Origin of the sequence: Ruegeria halocynthiae, assembly GCF_900106805.1 — a bacterium.
GTDB classification, from domain to species: Bacteria; Pseudomonadota; Alphaproteobacteria; order Rhodobacterales; family Rhodobacteraceae; genus Ruegeria; species Ruegeria halocynthiae.
On record NZ_FNNP01000003.1, the window covers coordinates 187,152 to 205,817 of the forward strand.

Annotated in this window: 23 protein-coding genes; 15 read left to right on the forward strand and 8 right to left on the reverse strand. The window is 57.3% G+C overall.

The features are described from left to right. Nucleotides 1–159 precede the first annotated feature (159 nt). From BLU89_RS21560 to BLU89_RS11625, 9 genes are all read left to right on the forward strand, one after another. A complete protein-coding gene (locus BLU89_RS21560; protein ID WP_176797699.1) occupies nucleotides 160–348 on the forward strand; it encodes a hypothetical protein in 189 nt (62 codons plus the stop codon). A gap of 409 nt (nucleotides 349–757) precedes the next feature. After that, entirely contained in the window at nucleotides 758–1,693 is a 936-nt protein-coding gene (locus tag BLU89_RS11590) for an aspartate carbamoyltransferase catalytic subunit (protein WP_074737002.1), read from the forward strand. Then, nucleotides 1,690–2,208, forward strand: a complete 519-nt coding sequence (locus tag BLU89_RS11595) for a hypothetical protein (RefSeq protein WP_074737003.1) — start codon at nucleotides 1,690–1,692, stop codon at nucleotides 2,206–2,208. Before BLU89_RS11590 ends, BLU89_RS11595 begins: the two co-directional genes overlap by 4 nt. Continuing rightward, nucleotides 2,193–2,579, forward strand: coding sequence for a hypothetical protein (locus BLU89_RS11600; protein WP_074737004.1), 387 nt, complete (start codon nucleotides 2,193–2,195; stop codon nucleotides 2,577–2,579). The genes BLU89_RS11595 and BLU89_RS11600 overlap by 16 nt, the downstream gene beginning before the upstream one ends. Further along, complete coding sequence (gene pyrC / locus BLU89_RS11605) at nucleotides 2,576–3,856, forward strand: dihydroorotase (RefSeq protein WP_074737005.1); 1,281 nt, start codon at nucleotides 2,576–2,578, stop codon at nucleotides 3,854–3,856. Before BLU89_RS11600 ends, pyrC begins: the two co-directional genes overlap by 4 nt. After that, on the forward strand, nucleotides 3,856–4,461 hold the full coding sequence (gene plsY / locus BLU89_RS11610) for a glycerol-3-phosphate 1-O-acyltransferase PlsY (RefSeq protein ID WP_074737006.1): 606 nt from the start codon (nucleotides 3,856–3,858) through the stop codon (nucleotides 4,459–4,461). Before pyrC ends, plsY begins: the two co-directional genes overlap by 1 nt. After that, complete coding sequence (locus BLU89_RS11615) at nucleotides 4,458–4,733, forward strand: hypothetical protein (protein ID WP_083347738.1); 276 nt, start codon at nucleotides 4,458–4,460, stop codon at nucleotides 4,731–4,733. The genes plsY and BLU89_RS11615 overlap by 4 nt, the downstream gene beginning before the upstream one ends. A gap of 172 nt (nucleotides 4,734–4,905) precedes the next feature. Continuing rightward, nucleotides 4,906–5,379, forward strand: coding sequence for a YHS domain-containing (seleno)protein (locus BLU89_RS11620; RefSeq protein ID WP_074737007.1), 474 nt, complete (start codon nucleotides 4,906–4,908; stop codon nucleotides 5,377–5,379). A gap of 263 nt (nucleotides 5,380–5,642) precedes the next feature. After that, the gene (locus BLU89_RS11625) at nucleotides 5,643–6,176 is read left to right on the forward strand and encodes an outer membrane protein (RefSeq protein WP_074737008.1); all 534 of its coding nucleotides are present in this window, start codon (nucleotides 5,643–5,645) and stop codon (nucleotides 6,174–6,176) included. A gap of 42 nt (nucleotides 6,177–6,218) precedes the next feature. Here the strand turns inward: BLU89_RS11625 and BLU89_RS11630 are convergent, their stop codons facing one another. After that, nucleotides 6,219–7,202 carry a quinone oxidoreductase family protein gene (locus BLU89_RS11630; RefSeq protein ID WP_074737009.1) on the reverse strand — a complete coding sequence of 328 codons (984 nt, stop codon included), beginning with the start codon at nucleotides 7,200–7,202 and terminating at the stop codon, nucleotides 6,219–6,221. Nucleotides 7,203–7,399: 197 nt separating this feature from the next. On the opposite strand from BLU89_RS11630, the gene BLU89_RS11635 reads away from it, so the two are divergent. After that, a complete protein-coding gene (locus tag BLU89_RS11635) occupies nucleotides 7,400–8,257 on the forward strand; it encodes a DUF2189 domain-containing protein (RefSeq protein WP_074737122.1) in 858 nt (285 codons plus the stop codon). 15 nt (nucleotides 8,258–8,272) lie between these two features. Here the strand turns inward: BLU89_RS11635 and BLU89_RS11640 are convergent, their stop codons facing one another. Both BLU89_RS11640 and BLU89_RS11645 read right to left on the reverse strand, forming a co-directional pair. Next, nucleotides 8,273–9,259: an NAD(P)H-quinone oxidoreductase gene (locus BLU89_RS11640; protein ID WP_074737010.1), complete on the reverse strand. Its 987-nt coding sequence runs from the start codon at nucleotides 9,257–9,259 to the stop codon at nucleotides 8,273–8,275. Nucleotides 9,260–9,331: 72 nt separating this feature from the next. Then, on the reverse strand, nucleotides 9,332–10,024 hold the full coding sequence (locus BLU89_RS11645) for a COQ9 family protein (RefSeq protein ID WP_074737011.1): 693 nt from the start codon (nucleotides 10,022–10,024) through the stop codon (nucleotides 9,332–9,334). A gap of 111 nt (nucleotides 10,025–10,135) precedes the next feature. Between BLU89_RS11645 and rpsU the strand changes: the two genes are divergently transcribed. Both rpsU and BLU89_RS11655 read left to right on the forward strand, forming a co-directional pair. Continuing rightward, entirely contained in the window at nucleotides 10,136–10,342 is a 207-nt protein-coding gene (rpsU, locus tag BLU89_RS11650) for a 30S ribosomal protein S21 (RefSeq protein WP_005614280.1), read from the forward strand. 296 nt (nucleotides 10,343–10,638) lie between these two features. After that, nucleotides 10,639–11,703, forward strand: coding sequence for a CAP domain-containing protein (locus tag BLU89_RS11655; protein WP_074737012.1), 1,065 nt, complete (start codon nucleotides 10,639–10,641; stop codon nucleotides 11,701–11,703). Nucleotides 11,704–11,754: 51 nt separating this feature from the next. On the opposite strand, the gene ppk2 is transcribed toward BLU89_RS11655, so the two are convergent. Beyond that, nucleotides 11,755–12,726, reverse strand: coding sequence for a polyphosphate kinase 2 (ppk2, locus tag BLU89_RS11660; RefSeq protein WP_425441410.1), 972 nt, complete (start codon nucleotides 12,724–12,726; stop codon nucleotides 11,755–11,757). Nucleotides 12,727–12,833: 107 nt separating this feature from the next. Beyond that, nucleotides 12,834–13,292, reverse strand: coding sequence for an Lrp/AsnC family transcriptional regulator (locus tag BLU89_RS11665; protein ID WP_039540625.1), 459 nt, complete (start codon nucleotides 13,290–13,292; stop codon nucleotides 12,834–12,836). A 135-nt stretch (nucleotides 13,293–13,427) separates the two neighbouring features. Between BLU89_RS11665 and ald the strand changes: the two genes are divergently transcribed. Then, the gene (gene ald, locus BLU89_RS11670) at nucleotides 13,428–14,546 is read left to right on the forward strand and encodes an alanine dehydrogenase (RefSeq protein ID WP_074737013.1); all 1,119 of its coding nucleotides are present in this window, start codon (nucleotides 13,428–13,430) and stop codon (nucleotides 14,544–14,546) included. Nucleotides 14,547–14,736: 190 nt separating this feature from the next. On the opposite strand, the gene BLU89_RS11675 is transcribed toward ald, so the two are convergent. Further along, the gene (locus BLU89_RS11675) at nucleotides 14,737–15,543 is read right to left on the reverse strand and encodes a mechanosensitive ion channel family protein (protein ID WP_074737014.1); all 807 of its coding nucleotides are present in this window, start codon (nucleotides 15,541–15,543) and stop codon (nucleotides 14,737–14,739) included. 221 nt (nucleotides 15,544–15,764) lie between these two features. On the opposite strand from BLU89_RS11675, the gene BLU89_RS11680 reads away from it, so the two are divergent. Then, nucleotides 15,765–16,463 (forward strand): glutathione S-transferase family protein, encoded by a 699-nt coding sequence (locus tag BLU89_RS11680; protein ID WP_074737015.1) that lies wholly within the window; start codon nucleotides 15,765–15,767, stop codon nucleotides 16,461–16,463. A 54-nt stretch (nucleotides 16,464–16,517) separates the two neighbouring features. Here BLU89_RS11680 and BLU89_RS11685 read toward each other — a convergent pair whose 3' ends face one another. Together BLU89_RS11685 and BLU89_RS11690 are read right to left on the reverse strand one after the other, a co-directional pair. Beyond that, nucleotides 16,518–16,964 carry a YtoQ family protein gene (locus BLU89_RS11685; protein ID WP_074737016.1) on the reverse strand — a complete coding sequence of 149 codons (447 nt, stop codon included), beginning with the start codon at nucleotides 16,962–16,964 and terminating at the stop codon, nucleotides 16,518–16,520. Between the two features lie 84 nt (nucleotides 16,965–17,048). Next, nucleotides 17,049–17,681, reverse strand: coding sequence for a class I SAM-dependent methyltransferase (locus tag BLU89_RS11690; RefSeq protein WP_074737017.1), 633 nt, complete (start codon nucleotides 17,679–17,681; stop codon nucleotides 17,049–17,051). Nucleotides 17,682–17,765: 84 nt separating this feature from the next. Here BLU89_RS11690 and BLU89_RS11695 point away from each other — a divergent pair, with 84 nt between their 5' ends. After that, a complete protein-coding gene (locus tag BLU89_RS11695; protein ID WP_074737018.1) occupies nucleotides 17,766–18,650 on the forward strand; it encodes a LysR family transcriptional regulator in 885 nt (294 codons plus the stop codon). Nucleotides 18,651–18,666 lie beyond the last annotated feature (16 nt).

The following is an 18,666-nucleotide window of genomic DNA, read 5'->3' on the forward strand; positions in this document are numbered from 1 at the left end:
TTCTCAATCTAACCAGCTTTTGACCGAGGGAAAGCGAATAGACCTTGCCACAGCCCCTTCACAGGTCGACCATGACGATATTCATGCTGTTGATCCTGCGAATCCTTCTGATCGGACTGGCGCTGACCTTCATCAGCGATCCAATTTGGGCGAGCGTTCTTGACCGAAACGGACAGTGCCGCCCCGGTCAATTGCAATGCGGCCGCGGATGCTGCCCTGCTGGTCAGCGATGCAGCTTTGATGGGCGCTGTATCCCTCTGGGGCACACATATTGCGGCGGCGGGCGCACCTGTGGCCCGTTTGAACGCTGCGTGGCAGGCGGCACGCGCTGTGCCCCTGCAGGGCTGAACAAATGCACCTCGCGTTTGGATTGCCCCGGTGACAGCTTCTGCAACGGACGCGGGGAATGTGAACGCAACACACCGGAATTCGTGCCCGGGCCAGCCATTACATGCGACGATGGCCTAACCTGCGGCCCCGGATCATCCTGCCTGCCGGGCGGTGGATGCTCGCGGCCCGGTTGGTTTTTATGCGAGGAAACCGATTCTCAATGCCGCCCTGGTTTCAAATGCTCGGCGCATCAGGGATGCGTGCCCATCAAGGCCATCGATTGCGGTTACGGCAAATGGTGCAAACCGGGTGAACAGTGTTTGCCCGAAGGCGGGTGCGAGAAATTGCCCGAGGGCACGGAACCTTAGGTTGCCACAAGCCACGCGCCTTCTTATAAGCAGCCCGATTGTCAGACAGGAGCCCGCCCATGCGTTTCGCCCACCGTCACCTTCTTGGCATCGAGCATCTGTCACAATCCGATATCACCGCCATCCTTGATCTGGCCGAGACCTATGTCGATCTGAATCGGCAATCGACCAAGCATTCCGATGTGCTTTCGGGGCTGACGCAGATCAACATGTTCTTTGAAAATTCCACCCGCACGCAGGCCAGTTTTGAACTGGCGGGCAAACGGCTGGGCGCGGATGTGATGAATATGGCGATGCAGGCGAGTTCGATCAAAAAGGGTGAGACGCTGATCGACACCGCCATGACACTGAATGCGATGCACCCCGATCTGCTGGTGGTGCGCCACCCGCATTCCGGCGCTGTGGATTTGCTCGCCCAGAAGGTAAACTGCGCGGTGCTGAACGCGGGCGACGGGCGGCACGAGCATCCGACACAGGCCCTGTTGGATGCGCTGACCATCCGTCGCGCCAAAGGCCGCCTGCACCGTCTGAACATCGCAATCTGCGGGGACGTCGCGCATTCGCGTGTCGCGCGCTCGAACCTGATCTTGTTGGGCAAGATGGAGAACCGCATCCGCCTTATCGGCCCGCCGACGCTGGTGCCTTCTCAGTTCTCGGAGTTCGGAGCCGAGATTTACGACGACATGAACGAGGGTCTGAAAGACGTCGATGTCGTGATGATGCTACGCCTGCAAAAAGAGCGAATGGATGGCGGCTTCATCCCCTCGGAACGCGAATATTATCACCGCTATGGGCTTGACGGCGCGAAACTGGCACTGGCCAAGTCCGACGCCATCATCATGCATCCCGGCCCCATGAACCGAGGGGTCGAGATTGACGGCACCCTGGCCGATGACATCAACCGCTCTGTCATTCAGGAACAGGTCGAGATGGGCGTTGCTATCCGCATGGCCGCGATGGATCTGCTGGCCCGAAACGCACGGGACGCCGCATGAGTGATCTAACCATCGCCCCCCATGAACACGGCGTGATCCGACTGTTCACGCTGAACATGCGCCCGCAAGAGGCAAAGTTCCTGCGTGAACCGGGTGCTGCCGATCAGGTGCTGGGCGTTGACGGGTTGGACCTCAAACACATCGACATATTCCCTGTATCCGACCTCGAAGAGCTTGGACTTTTCGGCTATCTCAACGAAGGCTGCGGCGTTTCAGAAGATCAATTGGACAGGGACAAGCTGGACAGAATCGAAGGCTGGGTAATGGTTGTGCGCAGCGCAGCGTTCGGTGGCCGCGCGACCAAGCTGACACCTGACCCGAGACTACGCCTGATTGGTCTTTATACCGAAGAGGCCACGAACTGGACCGGTGGCGTGATTAAGACCCAAAGCGCCAAACCATTCTCGGCCCCGCTGCCCCCAACAGAAGATGACAGGCCACGCCGCTTCGGCTCGTCCCTCATTGTAATACTGATCCTGATTGTTGTCGGAGGCGCGCTGTGGCTGATCCTGTGACATTCAAGCCCGACAAAAGCGCTTATCTGCGCACGAACACATGGCTGGCGGCAGCTGCCATGGCAGGCGCGATGATTGTTCTTTGGATCATCGGCAATCCATACGTCTGGACCGGGGCACCTGCTGGCCTTGCCGCCGTCGGTATTCGCGCGTGGTATCTGGCATCAGAGGAACTGACCGCCACGTGGAAAATGTCCGACACCTCTGTGTCCGGTCCTGGCGGGCGAGATGTTTCGTTGAATCAGATCGAGGCGGTCAACATCATGGGTAGTTTTGTTCAGATCGTTACAAAATCCGGCGACAAGCATCTTATCAAATACCAAGCGGACCCAGCCGCGACCAAAGCCGCTATCGAAAGGGCCATGGCATGAGCAACCTGATCTTCACAAACGCCCGCCTGATTGATCCGGAAAACGGTACGGACGCACTGGGATGGCTGCAGATCGCAGATGGTCGGATCGCCTCATGTGGTGAAGGGGACGCACCCAACTCGGACGCGAAGGCGATTGATTGCAACGGGCAGTGCCTGGCCCCTGGCATCGTCGATATTGGCGTCAAGGTGTGCGAACCGGGCGAGCGACATAAGGAAAGCTATAAGTCTGCCGGTCTGGCAGCAGCGGCCGGAGGCGTGACCACCATCGTCACCCGTCCGGATACGCTGCCTGCTGTGGACACGCCTGAAACACTGGAATTCGCCACCCGGCGCGCGCAGGCGGATGCTCCGGTCAATGTACTGCCAATGGCTGCGCTGACCAAAGGACGCGACGGGCGCGAGATGACCGAGATCGGATTCCTTCAGGATGCAGGCGCCGTGGCCTTCACCGATTGCGATCATGTCATCACCAATACCAAAGTGTTTTCCCGCGCTCTGACCTATGCAAAATCCTGCGATGCACTGGTCATCGCACATCCACAGGAACCGGGCCTCAGCAGTGGGGCGGCCGCAACCAGTGGCAAGTTCGCAGCCCTGCGCGGCCTGCCAGCTGTGTCACCAATGGCCGAACGCATGGGTCTGGACCGTGACATCGCGCTGCTGGAAATGACCGGTGCGGCTTATCACGCCGATCAGATCACCACTGCCCGTGCCCTGCCCGCACTGGAACGGGCCAAGCGGAACGGGCTGGATATCACCGCCGGGACCTCGATCCATCACCTGACGCTGAACGAATTGGACGTCGCTAATTATCGCACCTTTTTCAAGGTCAAGCCGCCGCTGCGTTCAGAAGACGACCGGCAAGCGGTGATCGAGGCCGTTCGTACCGGACTGATCGATACGATCAGTTCAATGCACACCCCACAGGACGAAGAAAGCAAACGTCTGCCGTTTGAAGAAGCGGCCTCGGGCGCAGTAGCGCTGGAAACGCTGTTGCCTGCGGCTTTGCGGCTCTATCATGCGGGACAGTTGGACCTGCCCAACTTGTTCCGGGCGATGGCCCTGAACCCGGCCAAACGTCTGGGGCTTGAGGCAGGTCGCCTGTCCCACGGAGCACCGGCTGACCTGGTTCTGTTCGACCCCGATGCACCCTTTGTTCTGGACCGTTTCACCCTGAAATCGAAATCGCAGAATACTCCGTTTGACGGGCAGCGGATGCAAGGTAAGGTCACCGCGACCTATGTCGCTGGACAAGAAGTGTACCGGAGAGCCTGATGCCCCTGATCGACAGCACAATGACCCTGCTCATCCTGTGGGCGGTACTGGGATATCTGATCGGGTCGATTCCGTTCGGCATGATTGTCGCGCGGGTCATGGGGCTGGGCAATCTGCGGCAGATCGGATCGGGCAATATCGGCGCAACCAACGTGTTGCGTACCGGGAACAAGCCAGCGGCGGCGCTGACATTGCTGTTTGATGCCGGCAAGGGCGCTGTGGCGGTCCTGCTTGCACGTGTACTCGCCGGAGAAGATGCCGCCCAGATCGCGGCACTGACCGCTTTTCTGGGGCATTGCTTTCCGATCTGGCTGGGCTTTAAGGGTGGTAAAGGCGTAGCGACTTTCCTTGGCCTCTGGCTGGCGCTGGATTGGCGGGTCGGCGTGGCCTGCTGTCTGACTTGGCTGGTGGCCGCGCTGATCTGGCGTATCTCATCCGTTGGCGCGCTGGCTGCGGCCGCTTTGTCAACCACTTGGATCATGGTCCTGACGAATGGTAGTACATTCATCCTCGGGATCGCGCTGACCCTTCTGGTCTACTGGCGGCACAGCGCCAATTTGGCGCGGATCAAGGCAGGGACAGAGCCGAAAATCGGCAAATCGTGACCGCGCCCGGCGCCTTCATGGATGCCATGTTTGAATTGCCGATCGGCACATTCACCGGCACCGCAGGCACCAATCAATATGTGGTTTCGCACCAGATTATGGCGTGTGGCAAGTCACACAAGCTGGTGGCACATCAATTGGGCGGCCCAGACTATATCAGCTTGAATCTGTATATGACCCGGAAAAGCGGTGCATTGCTGCGACCCTGTGAAATGCCCGCTGAAAAGGTTGTGACCTTTGTTCTGACGCTTGCACCTGACGTGCAGGAATGAACAGCAGATATTTGTGATCGCACAATCACAATTGATTGCTTTGAACGTGATCGGGCCATTCCCCAACTGGGATTTTGTGACGACCAATTACTGGCGTTGCGACAATCAAATCCGGTTCGCCCGGGCAAAATTACGGTGCTCTTAAGCGAGCCTATTCACGAAAGGTGAAGTTATGAACAAGTTCAAATCCATCATCAGCGGCGTCGCGCTGTCCGTTGCCATTGCAAGCTCGGCCATGGCCGCTGGCGTAGAGATCAACGCAAGCTCGACTGGTCTGGCGATGCAGGGCTATGACCCGGTGGCCTATTTCACCGTTGGAGAAGCTACTAAGGGTGACTACAAAATCACCACGCTGCACAATGATGCGCTGTACCGTTTCGCCTCGGAAGAAAACAAAGTGGCGTTTGAGGCAAACCCAGAGGCATATCTGCCCGCATACGGTGGCTACTGCGCCTTCGGCACCGCGATGGGCTTCAAATTCGATGGCGATCCGAACTACTGGAAAATTGTCGACAACAAACTGTACCTGAACCTGTCGCAGGACATTCAGCAACGTTGGGAAGGCGACATTCCAGGCTTTGTCGAACAGGCAACCGTAAACTGGGAAGACATTGCTGATAAAGATCCGGCTGAACTGCAGCAGTAATTCGCCGAAGATTCCTGCCAGATCGGCGGCAGATCGTATCTGCCGCCGATCGTCGTTTGAAGATGCCGTATCGCGACCTATGTGGTTTTAAAGACAAGTACTCAACTTGATAGGGCCATCGCCAGAGTATCTGGCCGCGCAATAGACGGTTCAGAATAGACAAAGCATCACTGATCCGGCTTTCGCGCCTGGCCGTAGAGTCAAGGATATGGCTGCCTGCAGATTGGCCTGGCAGTAAACTTCGAGCGAAAGGAAACAATAAGATGACAGGAAAATTGGCACTGCTCACCACTGTCGCGACAATGGCCGCAGGGTCCGTGATGGCTCAATCTTCGGGCAATTGGACTGGGTTCTACGGCGGTGGACAGCTTGGGTATGCGGATATCGACTCCAATGTGTCAGGCGTAGACGGAGATGGCGCGATTGGCGGTATCATCCTTGGCTACGACTACGATCTGGGCGATTGGGTTGTCGGTGGCGGATTCGACTATGACTGGAGCGACATTGACCTGGGCAGCGCCGCCACGGTCGAGAAGGTCTGGCGGATCAAGGCCCGTGCCGGTTACAAGGTGAACCCGCAAGGGCTGCTGTATGGAACCGCAGGGTATGCCGACGCGGATACAGACAATCTAGGCAGCGACAACGGCTGGTTCATCGGTGCTGGCTATGAACAGATCGTGGCCCCCAATATCAGTGTTGGCGGCGAGCTTCTGTATCATGAGTTTGATGACTTCAACTCTTCTGGCGTCGATGTTGATGCAACGACCCTTCAGCTTCGCGTCGCTTATCGGTTCTAACGAAAAGCTGTGGGCCCGGCATCAGCTGCCGGGCCGGACCTGTCACGGCAGCAGAATTGTGCTGCCCGTTGTCTGCCGCGCCTCCAGTGCGCGATGGGCATCCGCCACCTGATCCAATGGGAATTCCTGATCAACATGAATCTTGACCTCGCGCCCCTCTACTTTGCCAAAGAGACGGCGCGCCATTGCCTGACAGACCGCGTGATCCGAAATATGGGTGAACAAGGTGGGCCGCGTGATTTTCAATGACCCACGTTGCGCCAGCATTCCCAGATCAACAGGCGGCACTGGCCCCGAGGCATTGCCGAATGAAATCATCATCCCCAGCGGCTTCAGACAGTTCAGTGATCCCTCGAAGGTGTCCGCACCAATTGAGTCCATAACTACATCGACCCCCTTTCCGCCGGTGATCTCAGCCACACGCTGAACGAAATCCTCGGTTCGATAGTTGATGCAATGTGTTGCGCCATTGAACTGCGCCAGGCTGCATTTCTCATCCGTTCCGGCGGTGCCGATCAGGGTGATGCCTTCGGATTTGGCCCATTGGCAGGCAATCAGGCCAACGCCTCCGGCGGCGGCGTGGAACAGAACGGTATCCCCGCGCCGCAGCGGTGTTGTACGGTTAAACAGATATTCAACTGTCATCCCCTTAAGCATCATCGCAGCAGCCATGCGGAACGAAATACTTTCGGGTAGCGGGCAGACCTGTGCCGCCGGCATCACACGCGCTTCGGAATATGCACCTGATGGCCCCGCAGCGTAGGCGGCGCGTTGGCCAGAGGTAAGATGCGTGACCCCTTCGCCCACAGCCTCAATAACGCCCGCGGCTTCCATTCCCAGCGCATGAGGCAGGTCCATCGGATAGAGCCCGCTGCGCTGATACACATCGATAAAGTTCAATCCGCAGGCGTGGTGGCGAATTCGTACCTCACCCGGCCCGGGATCCCCTATTGGACGATCCTCGATCCGCAGAACCTCTGGTCCACCATTTTCATGGATGACGACTGTGCGTGCTGTTTGCTGCATGAATGCCTCCGTTGCCTGTTGAAACAAAGCTAACACGCCTGATCAGCAGGGCAATCATCGCGATCCCGAAAGGGTGATCGGGCAAATTTCCGCAGAATATGCTATGATGCAAACAGACGTTGCCGGCTGATCCGGTCACGGGCAATTCCCATGCCGGATACACCCCGCGGCGCACCCACGCCAGAAAGGGGATGAAAATGGACAAGACAATCGGTAACCCAATCACCTGGATCACCCGGAATCTGCGGGCGACCAGCGATCATGTCACGGAAGCGGTGACCGAGATCGGCAGCGCGGATGTCCGCGCCTTGCCGGCAGTGCACACCCTGACAATGCAGGATCTGCGCGCCTGCCTGAAGGCAGGCTACACGGATTTTCTCGAGACTCGGGCAGATGCGATTTTTATCGTTCTGATCTACCCGATTGCAGGTTTGTTAATGTTCGGGATCGGGTTGAACATGGACATGGTGCCGTTACTGGCGCCGCTTATCATGGGCTTTGCTCTGATCGGGCCTGTCGCAGCCGTTGGGCTTTATGAGATCAGCCGCAAGCGGGAACAGGACGGAGAGGTTCACTGGCTGGACGCGTTCGGCGTGTTCCGCTCACCTTCCTTTGGTGCAATTCTGGCGTTGGGCTTCTATCTGGTCATGTTGCTGTTGGTCTGGCTGATGGTGGCGCAGGGGATTTATGCTCAGACTTTGGGGCCTGAGCCTCCGGCCTCGGCCATGACATTTTTGACCGAAATGTTCACCACCGGAGCAGGTTGGAGCATGATCATCATTGGCACCGCAACCGGATTCCTATTTGCGCTGATCGCACTGGCGCTGAGTGTGGTTAGCTTCCCACTTCTGCTGGATCGCAAGGTGGGCGTGCCGGTGGCCGTTGTGACTTCGGTTCGGGTCCTGCGCCATAACCCGCGTGTCATCCTGACCTGGGGCGCCATCGTGGCAACGCTACTGGTACTGGGCACCATCCCGATGCTGCTGGGGTTGATTGTGGTCATGCCCATTCTGGGCCACGCCACGTGGCATCTGTATCGCCGGGCGGTTGCCTGACCGCACGGCGTAAGCTTAACCGGCGACCTTGAGAACGATCTTGCCGATATGGCCCGAGCTCTCCATCCGTGCGTGGGCGGCGGCCGCATCGGCCAGATCAAACTCGGAATCCATCACCGGCGCAACCTTCCCCCCCGCGATCAGAGGCCAGACGGCTTCGCGCAGGTCTTGCGCGATGCGGGCCTTGGCCAGATCGCTTTGTGGCCGCAGGGTGCTACCGGTCAGTGTCAGACGTTTGACCATCATCAAGGCAAAATTCAGTTCGACCACCGGGCCTTGAAGAAAGGCGATCTGAACCAAACGCCCATCTTCGGCCAGAGCCTTGACGTTGCGGGGAATGTATTCGCCCCCCACCATGTCAAGGATCAGGTTCGCGCCCCCTTCTGCGCGCATCGCAGCCACGAAATCCTCATCACGGTAGTTGATCGCCTTTTCAGCCCCCAACTTGATGCAAGCCTCGCATTTCTCGGCCGACCCTGCGGTGGCAAAGACCCGGGCGCCAAAAGCATTGGCCAATTGGATTGCCGTCGTCCCGATGCCGCTGGACCCACCATGGACCAGAAACCGTTCCCCCGCTTGCAGACCGCCACGGGTGAAAACGTTGGACCAGACGGTAAAGAAGGTCTCGGGCAGGCAGGCGGCTTGCTTCATGTCCAGTCCTGCAGGCACCGGCAGGCAATGCACGGCAGGTGTGGCGACGTATTCGGCATAGCCACCGCCCGGCAGCAAAGCGCAGACCTGATCGCCCACAACCAGACCTTCAACGCCCGAACCGATGGCGACAACTTCACCCGAGGCTTCAAGCCCCGGTAGATCGCTCGCCCCCGGCGGCGGATCATACGCCCCGGCGCGTTGCAATGCATCCGGGCGGTTCACTCCGGCATAGGCCACCTTCAGAACCACCTGACCCTCGGCGGGTTCCGGCATCGGGCGTTCAGTCAGTTGCAACACATCCGGGCCGCCCGGCTGGGTAATCTCGACAGCGCGCATCGTCTGGGTCATGGGCATATCTCCTTTGCCTTCTGCCTAGCAGTGAGTAACACAGAGGCCCAGCAGCAAGTTAAAGTGCTGCGACTATTTTCCGGATGACAGTGAACCGGGCAGATTATCGGACGTCTTTGCCGGAGCTTTCACCTGACCGGCCAGCCAATTGGGTACGGCCAGAAACGGTTTAAGCAGCGGATTTCCATTCACCTGCGCCTTGAGCTTTTCGAACTGCATCACACCATCAATCCGGCGGTCGAGGAATTCCCAGGTCGCCTGATAGTCCGGGCTGTCATCGCCCAGCCAGTACAACAACGTCGAAGAATACACCCCAGATAGCGTCGCGCGTTTGGTGTACCAGTTCACATCCTCCGAACTGTCGCCCAAAGCAGTCCAGATCAGATTGCAAGTACCCCAAACTGCCTTGGCGCCATCTGCGGCATGGATCGGCAAAGCAAACAGGGTCACGCCCCGGCGCACAGCTTCTTTGTCCTCGACTGCCTGAAGGCGGAAGCGCACGGCGGCAGCGATCTTGTCGCGGAATTTCAGCCCGCTCAGATCCTCGGTCTTGATCCGTTCCAGCATCGACTCGTCACCACGCACGTGAAAGGCCAACGCCAGATCAACCGCGCCGCGCGGGCAGATGGCACGGGCCAACCCGGTATCCAGATCACAATCGGCAATAGCGGCGAGAAAGCTGGTTTCAGACCAGCCATCAAAGGGCACATGGCCCAGAATCGCGTCCAAAAGCTGTTCTTTGGTGTCTTCATATGTGGCGGTCATGTTGTGCCTCCGGTCTGTGTGTCCAGTACTAGACAAGTTATGCGCGCTTTGCTATACGGCCAATTCCTGCAATTTCCTTGCAACTCTATCTAGAAAGGTGGTGACAACCACATGCAGGTTAGTGTTCGCGACAATAACGTCGATCAGGCGCTTCGTGCCCTGAAGAAAAAGCTGCAGCGCGAAGGCGTGTTCCGCGAAATGAAGCTCAAGCAACATTTCGAGAAACCGTCCGAGAAAAAAGCGCGCGAGAAAGCTGAAGCGATCCGCCGTGCCCGTAAACTGGCACGTAAGAAAGCACAGCGCGAAGGTTTGCTCTAAGAGCTGCCTGAGTCTTGTCCAGCTTTGGATGACACTATTTGACGACCCCCGAGGCCTCGCCCGGGGGTTTGTCGTTTTTTAGGGCGGGTATTCTTGCCCATTCCCGATTTTGCCAACGCGGCAACTTGCCGATTTTGATGTGACCAGCCCGGTCGGCATTTTACAGCGCAGCGAATCGCCGGTTGGTTGCATTCCGCCGCCGAAAAACGCTCGGTGCGGCTGCTCCCCTGTTCAGCCTTCTTTGATCGTCTGTAAGTGATGCCGTCCACTCAGACACAACAAAAACGGAGGCACTGATGTCGACAGCAAGTACGGTCGAGCGCGAAATGCTGGCGCTAATCAACCAAGAACGCACATCCCGCGGTCTTGACCCCCTACAACTTGAAACCCGACTGAACGACTCGTCCGAAGACCACAGCACCTGGATGCTGGGCACCGACCGGTTCAGTCACACCGGTCAGGGCGGCTCATCCGCGACCCAACGGATGCAAGCCGCAGGGTTTGACTTGTCCGGTAGCTGGCGCACCGGTGAAAACATCGCCTGGCAATCCGAGCGCGGCGCACCCGGTGTCAGCGACGATGTCGCCCAGTTGCACCAGAACCTGATGAACAGCCCCGGTCATCGCGCCAACATCCTGAACCCCGATTTCAAATACATTGGTATCGGTGTTGAGGCCGGCGACATGCAAGGGTTCGACGCGGTTATGGTTACGCAGAACTTTGCGGCGACCCAGGGTGAGGTCATCCTTGATAACGGCGGCACCACTCCGCCGGTAACACCTCCGGTCGATGAGGTTGCAGAACCGGAAGAGGAGGTTACCGACCCAACCGAACCCGAAGTCCCGGATACGGATGTCACCGAAACTGAGGAACCAGTGGACGAGACACCATATACGGATGTCAATGAAACCGAGGAACCGGCAGACGAAACACCGGATACGGATGTTACCGAAACCGAGGAACCGGCAGACGAAACACCGGATACGGATGTTACCGAAACCGAGGAACCGGCAGACGAAACACCGGATACGGACGTCACCGAAACCGAGGAACCGGCAGACGAGACACCCGAGGTTGTTGTTGACACTGGTGAACCGGGTGCGGACTGCTTTGACGTTCAGGCATTCCTTGCCGGCATCGAAGCATTCGTCAATGCGCTGCAGGCCCATTTCGACCAGTTCGAGTGGGCCCCGGTCGAACGTGCCGATTCGGCACCCGAGATGGATGATTTCGATCTGGTGTTCGACAATGATGCAGCAGACGACATGGTCGACACTGCCGAGAACATCGTCGAGGACGTGAGCGACAACTTCTGCAACGCATTTGTCTTCGAAATGAACTGCGCATTCGACTTCGGTTGATTACAAAATACCGGTGCGGGGGGAGTAATTTCCCCGCACCATATTCCCCGGTCAATACACTTTGGGCACGTAGAGATCATCGGGCAGAATTCGCCGCTCATATTCGGGATTGTAGCGCCGGTCCGGCAGGTTCACCTTTTCCTGCGGCACGTCCTCATAAGGGATTCTGGTCAGCAGATGCTCGATACAATTGAGCCGTTCACGTTTCTTGTCATTGCCCTCGACGATGTACCAAGGTGCCTCAGATATATTGGTGCGAAAGAACATGTCCTCCTTGGCCTTGGTGTAGGCCTCCCAGCGGATGCGGGATTCCAGATCCATCGGCGACAGCTTCCACTGCTTCATCGGATCGTGAATACGCATCAGGAATCGTAGCTGTTGTTCTTCGTCAGTAATCGAGAACCAGTATTTCAGCAGGATGATCCCCGATCGCACCAGCATCCGTTCAAATTCGGGAACGTCCTGAAAGAACTGTTCCACCTGATCTTCGTTGGCAAACCCCATCACCCGTTCAACACCGGCGCGATTGTACCAGGATCGGTCGAACAGCACGATTTCGCCAGCCGCGGGCAGATGCGGCACATAGCGCTGAAAGTACCACTGGCTTTGTTCCCGACGGCTGGGCGCAGGCAGAGCCACCACCCGCGCAACGCGAGGGTTCAGGCGCTGCGTGATCCGCTTGATCACCCCACCCTTGCCAGCGCTGTCACGCCCTTCGAACAGGATGCAGACCTTGGCTCCGGTATGCACCACCCAGTCCTGAACCCTGATAAGCTCGGCCTGCAGGCGCAACAGATTGCGAAAATAGACCTTGCGATCCAGCATGTCGGGATGCTGATCTTTGTAGATCTTGCGCACCTCCATCGAGAGCATGGGCTCGCTGAACTCGATTTCGAAATCCTCATCCAGCGTGTCTTCCAGTTCGGCTTCCAGCCAGTCTTTGGGGGTGCTGTCATTTTCGTAAGCCAAAGTCTGCTCCTTCTCATTCACCGGGTTCGGACCGTACAGGGCTTGTGTAACCATCGGGTGTCAGCGCGTATTGCTGGGGTCGCACACAAAGTCTGGAGCATGGAGTTTGACCCGCACGCGCACAAGTTACAAGCAGCAGACCAGTCGTTTTCGGGACCGCATCAAACCGGCAAAGCGGTGGTTTTGAAAACCGTACGCAGAGCGAATGAACTTTGCATCTGCGCTACACCTGGCAGACGCGACAGGTATTGCCGATGGATGCGGGCAAAATCTTCGGTGTTTTCTGCGACGACCTTCAGAATATAATCCGCCGTACCCGCCATCAGGTGGCATTCAAGCACATCCGGTATCCGCGCGACGGCCTTCTCAAATGCCTCCAGCACTTCTTCTGCCTGACCTTGCAAAGTGATTTCGACAAACACGGTCGTCGGAACATTCATTTTCCGCGCATCCAGCAGCGCAACGTAGTCCTTGATATAACCCTCGGCCTCAAGTCGCTGCACACGCCGATGACAGGCCGAAGGCGACAGGTTCGCCTGTTCGGACAGTTCCGAATTGGACATCCGCCCTTTGCGCTGCAGGGCGGCCAGAATCTTCCGATCTGTTGCATCAATCGTCATATGCGCACATCTATTGCGTATCAGAGTTAATTTCTAGAATTTTTTCCCACAGTTTCCCTGATTAGCAAGTGGGGTTTCACAAAAATTGCGCCGCATTGTGCCCATAATTTAGGCAGTTCATAAATGGAGTCTCACATGAAAATCGGCTGCCCCAAGGAAATCAAACCCCAGGAGTTTCGCGTCGGGATGACCCCGAACGCTGCTGGCGAAGCTGTGGCCCGCGGTCACGAGGTTATCATCGAAACCGGTGCCGGGATGGGCTCGGGCTTTGACAATGACGCCTATGTCGCCGCAGGTGCGCGCATCGTTGATACCGCAGAAGAAGTTTTTGCCACCGCTGACATGATCGTAAAGGTCAAGGAACCGCAGGCCGTTGAACGCAAGATGCTGCGCGAAGGGCAGCTGTTGTTCACCTACCTGCATCTGGCACCCGATCCAGACCAGACACATGACCTGTTGGCATCCGGCTGTACCGCGATTGCCTACGAAACTGTAACCGATGCGAATGGGGGCCTGCCCCTGCTGGCACCGATGTCAGAGGTTGCCGGTCGTCTGGCGCCGCAGGTTGGTTCCTGGACTTTGCAAAAAGCCAACGGTGGCCGCGGTGTTCTGATGGGCGGTGTCCCGGGTGTTGGACCGGCCAAGGTGATCGTCATCGGCGGTGGCGTCGTTGGCACCCATGCGGCCAAGATCGCAGCGGGAATGGGCGCGGATGTCACTGTTCTGGACCGTTCGCTGCCGCGTCTGCGCTATCTGGACGACGTGTTCGGTGGCACCTTCAAAAGCCAGTACTCGACAGCAGGTGCAACAGCCGAGCTGATCCAGGATGCTGACATGGTCATCGGTGCGGTTCTGATTCCCGGTGCTGCTGCCCCCAAGCTGATCACGCGTGAGCAACTCTCAACCATGAAGCCCGGCGCGGTTCTGGTGGACGTGGCCATCGACCAAGGCGGCTGTTTCGAGACCTCGAAAGCAACCACCCATGCCGATCCGATCTACGAAGTAGATGGCGTCATGCACTACTGCGTCGCCAACATGCCCGGTGCCGTGGCACGCACTTCGACGATCGCGTTGGGCAATGCCACATTGCCGTTCATGCTGTCGCTGGCCAGCAAAGGCTGGAAACAGGCATGTGCCGATGATCCACATCTTCTGGCCGGTCTCAACGTACACGCAGGTCAATTGACCTATGACGCTGTTGGCGTTGCACTGGGTATCGACGTTGTCTCTCCGACCGAGATCGTAAACTCGTAATTGCTCCCGCCTCTGAAGGCGCATTCTGACGAGTGCGCTTTACAGTGTTGGGCCGAGCGCCGCGCCAAAGGCGCGGCGCGGTGGCACTGAATGGCGGCGCTGCAAGAATCACAGGCGCCGCGCAATCTGCGCGGCGCTTGGCCCAACCGGAGGAGTGCATTTTCAATGCCCGATCGACGGGCGGGAGGAACTAGCCCTCTTTGTGGATTTCCACCGAATGCGGATAGGGAATCGATACACCCTTGGCGTCAAATGCCTCTTTGATCGACTTGGTGAGCTCGAATTTCACATCCCAATAATCGGCAGCCGCGCACCATAGGCGCGCCGTCAGATCAACCGAGCTGTCACCCAGATTTGTCACGCGCACCCAAGGCTCGGGATCAGCCATAACCCTGTTGTCGGATTTGGCCACATCCAGGATGATTCCCATCGCCTCATCCGCGCTGTCGCCGTAATCAATGCCAAACACTAGATCAACCCGGCGCGTGTCATGGGCGGAATAGTTGGTAATAACCGAGCCCCAAGCCTGACCGTTCGGAACGATAATCTGAACATTGTCCGGTGTGACCAGCTCTGTCGTGAACAGATTCAGATCTTTCACTGTGCCGGACGTGCCCCCGATATCGACATACTGGCCCAGTTTGTACGGCCGGAAAACAACCAGCATCACCCCGGCAGCCAGATCGCTGAGTGTCCCCTGCAAAGCCAGACCGATGGCCAGCGACGCGGCACCCAGAATCGCAACAACACTGGTCGCCTCGATCCCGAAAATCCCCAGTATGGCCACCACGACCATCGCCAGGATGACCCATTTGACCAGACTGGCAACGAAGTTCCCCAATGTCGGGTCGATATGCGGCGTTGCATTGATCCGGCGGCGTACCAGACCCGCGATGGCCCCGGCCACTATCCAACCCAGAACCAGAACGATCAACGCTTTGACCGCGCTCATGATCAGCGGACCAAATGCGCCCACCTGTGTTGTGATATCTTCCACGCGTTTCTCCTTTGTACCAACAGCAAACCCGCGCCTTTGGCGCGGGGTTGTCGAAAACTTTGGGCTAATTTTGCGCTCAGGTCTAGGTGCGGGATTCCCAAGTTTTCCCCCTGCTGTTCCCCAGCAAACAGCCGCTGACCGATCACGCACAGTCAAACACCTGACATCAGCGCCACAAATTGCAAGATTGGCAGCGACACATGCGATTACAGGAGCCCACCATGCTGGACACATCCCAATTCCCAATCATGAACAAATGGTCCCCGCAGTTTCCAGAGCGGATTCAGCTGTACTCTTTCCCCACGCCCAACGGCGTCAAAGCGTCGATCATGCTGGAAGAAACAGGCCTGCCCTACGAGGCACACCGGGTGACCCTGGCGGATGCAGATGTCAAAAGCCCCGAGTTTCTTTCACTGAACCCCAATAACAAGATTCCGGCGATCATCGACCCCAATGGGCCTGACAATGCTCCGCTGGCCTTGTTTGAAAGCGGCGCTATCCTGCTGTATCTGGCTGAGAAAAGCGGCAAACTTCTGGGACAGAGCAAAGCCGACAAGCATCGGGTCACCCAATGGGTCATGTTTCAGATGGGGGGTATCGGGCCGATGTTTGGTCAGTTGGGGTATTTTCACAAATTCGCGGGCAGCGAGATTGAAGACCCGCGCCCGCGCGAACGATACGCATCGGAGGCGAAAAGGCTGTTGAGTGTTTTGAACACGCAGCTGGACGGGCAGGATTGGATTGCCGGAGACTACTCGATCGCCGATATCGCCATCGCGCCTTGGCTGCGTGGGCTGGATTATTATGGCGTTAAGGATGTTATCGGTTGGGACAGCTACAGCAATGTCACCGGCTATCTCGACCGGTTCCTCGACCGGCCTGCCGTGCAAAAGGGCCTGAACACGCCGTCACGGGACTAGGCCAACACCCACAGGTGGCGATGTTGAAACACAACGCCACCGATCGTCTGTTTTTCACGACAATGCACCGGTCAGAACATAGCGCAAGATCTCAACCACCTGAGCGGGCTCTTCCGCCACGGCAAGGGCTGCAGCATCCACCTCTTTCAACGCATGTTGATGATCCGGTCCATGCAGAACGATGATTGATTTCCCCAATGCCGCAGCATAGCCGGCATCAAAGGCTGCATTCCACTGTTTGTATTTGTCACCAAAGCGCACGACCACGACATCCGCGTCCGAAATCCCCTTACGCGTCCTGATCGCGTTGACCATGGCACCCTTGTGATCGTGCCAGTACTTGTTTGGCTCGGCGCCCAAAATCGCAACGCCACAATCGTCCGAAGCCGCGTGATCAATGACCGGGCTACTGAATGTCACATCCATTCCTTGTGCCCCGTCGATAATCTGCTCGCGCCAGTCAGTGTGGATTTCACCTGAGAGATATACCTTCAGATCCATTGCACCCTCCGTAGTTGACTGAGAGGCAAGTTAAGGCCCAATCGAGCAAAGCCCAATCGGAAAATTCGCAATTTGCCGCGTTTGTCAAATCTTGCGTGCAACCAGAAACCGGCGGGCATCATTGGCGGGAAATCTGTCCTGTTCCACAAGCTCAAACCCTGCCTGTTGAACTACGCGGTCCAGTTCAGGTTGGGACAGGAAACGCACATATGGGGCCTTTCCCAGAAACTGCATGACCGGAAGCACAAGTCGAATGGCCCGGAATCGCAGGCTTGCACCGCGCGACGGGGCACAAAAGGTCTTTGAGATGAACAGGCCGCCCGGCTTCAGAGCCGAGTTTATCTGCCTGAGCCCCCCTTCGAGATCTTCAAGCAGATGCAGCAGATTAAATGCCAACGCCACATCAAATGGCCCGGTCGGAGGCGTATTTGCCGCGGCCTGAACAAAAGTGACATTCGTGACGTCCTGCTGGGCAGCATGTTTTCGCCCGACCTCCAACATGGCCTGAGAAACATCAGTTGCCGTGATTGACTCGGCGAACTCTGACAGGCGCAATGCGGTCATCCCGGTGCCGCAACCAAGTTCCAGCACATCATCCGTTTTCTTCAGATAAGACGCGGTACGTTCAAGCGTCTGCTCATACGAGGCCATATCCTTGATGGGCGAGCGTGCATATTTTGCAGCCACGCCATCCCAAAATTTTACTGCGGTCGTCATAGGGGTCTCCTTTGCCGCGAACCCTAGTCATGCGCAGATCGAATAGGAATTGCCAATTTTTGCAATCTTCTTATACATATTTGCATGACTTATCTCAGTGATTTTGACTGGAATCATATCAGGGCATTTCTCACCACGGCTGAAACAGGCTCATTGTCTGCCGCAGCGCGTCAGTTGGGACAAACGCAACCCACCCTCAGCCGTCAGATTGCGGCGCTTGAGGCCGATCTGGGTGTAATGCTGTTCGAGCGCGTCGGACGATCACTGGAAATCACCCAAGCCGGTGTCGAATTGCTGGATCACACACGGACAATGGGTGAGGCCGCCAACCGCATTTCGCTTGCTGCATCAGGACAGGCACAATCGATAGAGGGGAGCGTTCGCATCACGGCCAGTGACGTGATGGCCGCCTACATCCTGCCGGACCTGTTGCGTGAGATCCGCACACAGGCCCCACGCCTGCGGATCGATGTGATCGCCTCGAACGACATCCGTGATCTGATGCGGCGCGAGGCGGATATCGCAATCCGGCATGTGCGCCCGGACCAGCCCGATCTCATCGCAAAGCTTGTACAGGAAGCTTCAGGGCATTTTTACGCCACTACCGAATACCTGAACCGCGCGGGACGCCCTACTTGCAAAGGCGAGCTTTCCCAGCACGAGTTCATCAGCTTCGGCGACACCGCCCAGATGATCGCCTACCTGAAACCGCTATGCATTAACCTGTCTGATGAAAATTTCCGTCTTGGTTCGCAAAACGGAATTGTCGCCTGGGAATACGCAAAGCAAGGCTTTGGAATCGCCCCCATGTCTCAGGTTGTTGGGGATGCCACACCTGGTGTCGAACGTGTGATACCCGAAATGGAGCCGATCACATTCCCGATCTGGCTTACAACGCATCGAGAGCTACATACCAGTCGGCGCATTCGCTTGGTTTTTGATCTGTTGGCCGCGTTTCTGTCGAAATGAACAACGCGCCCACAGG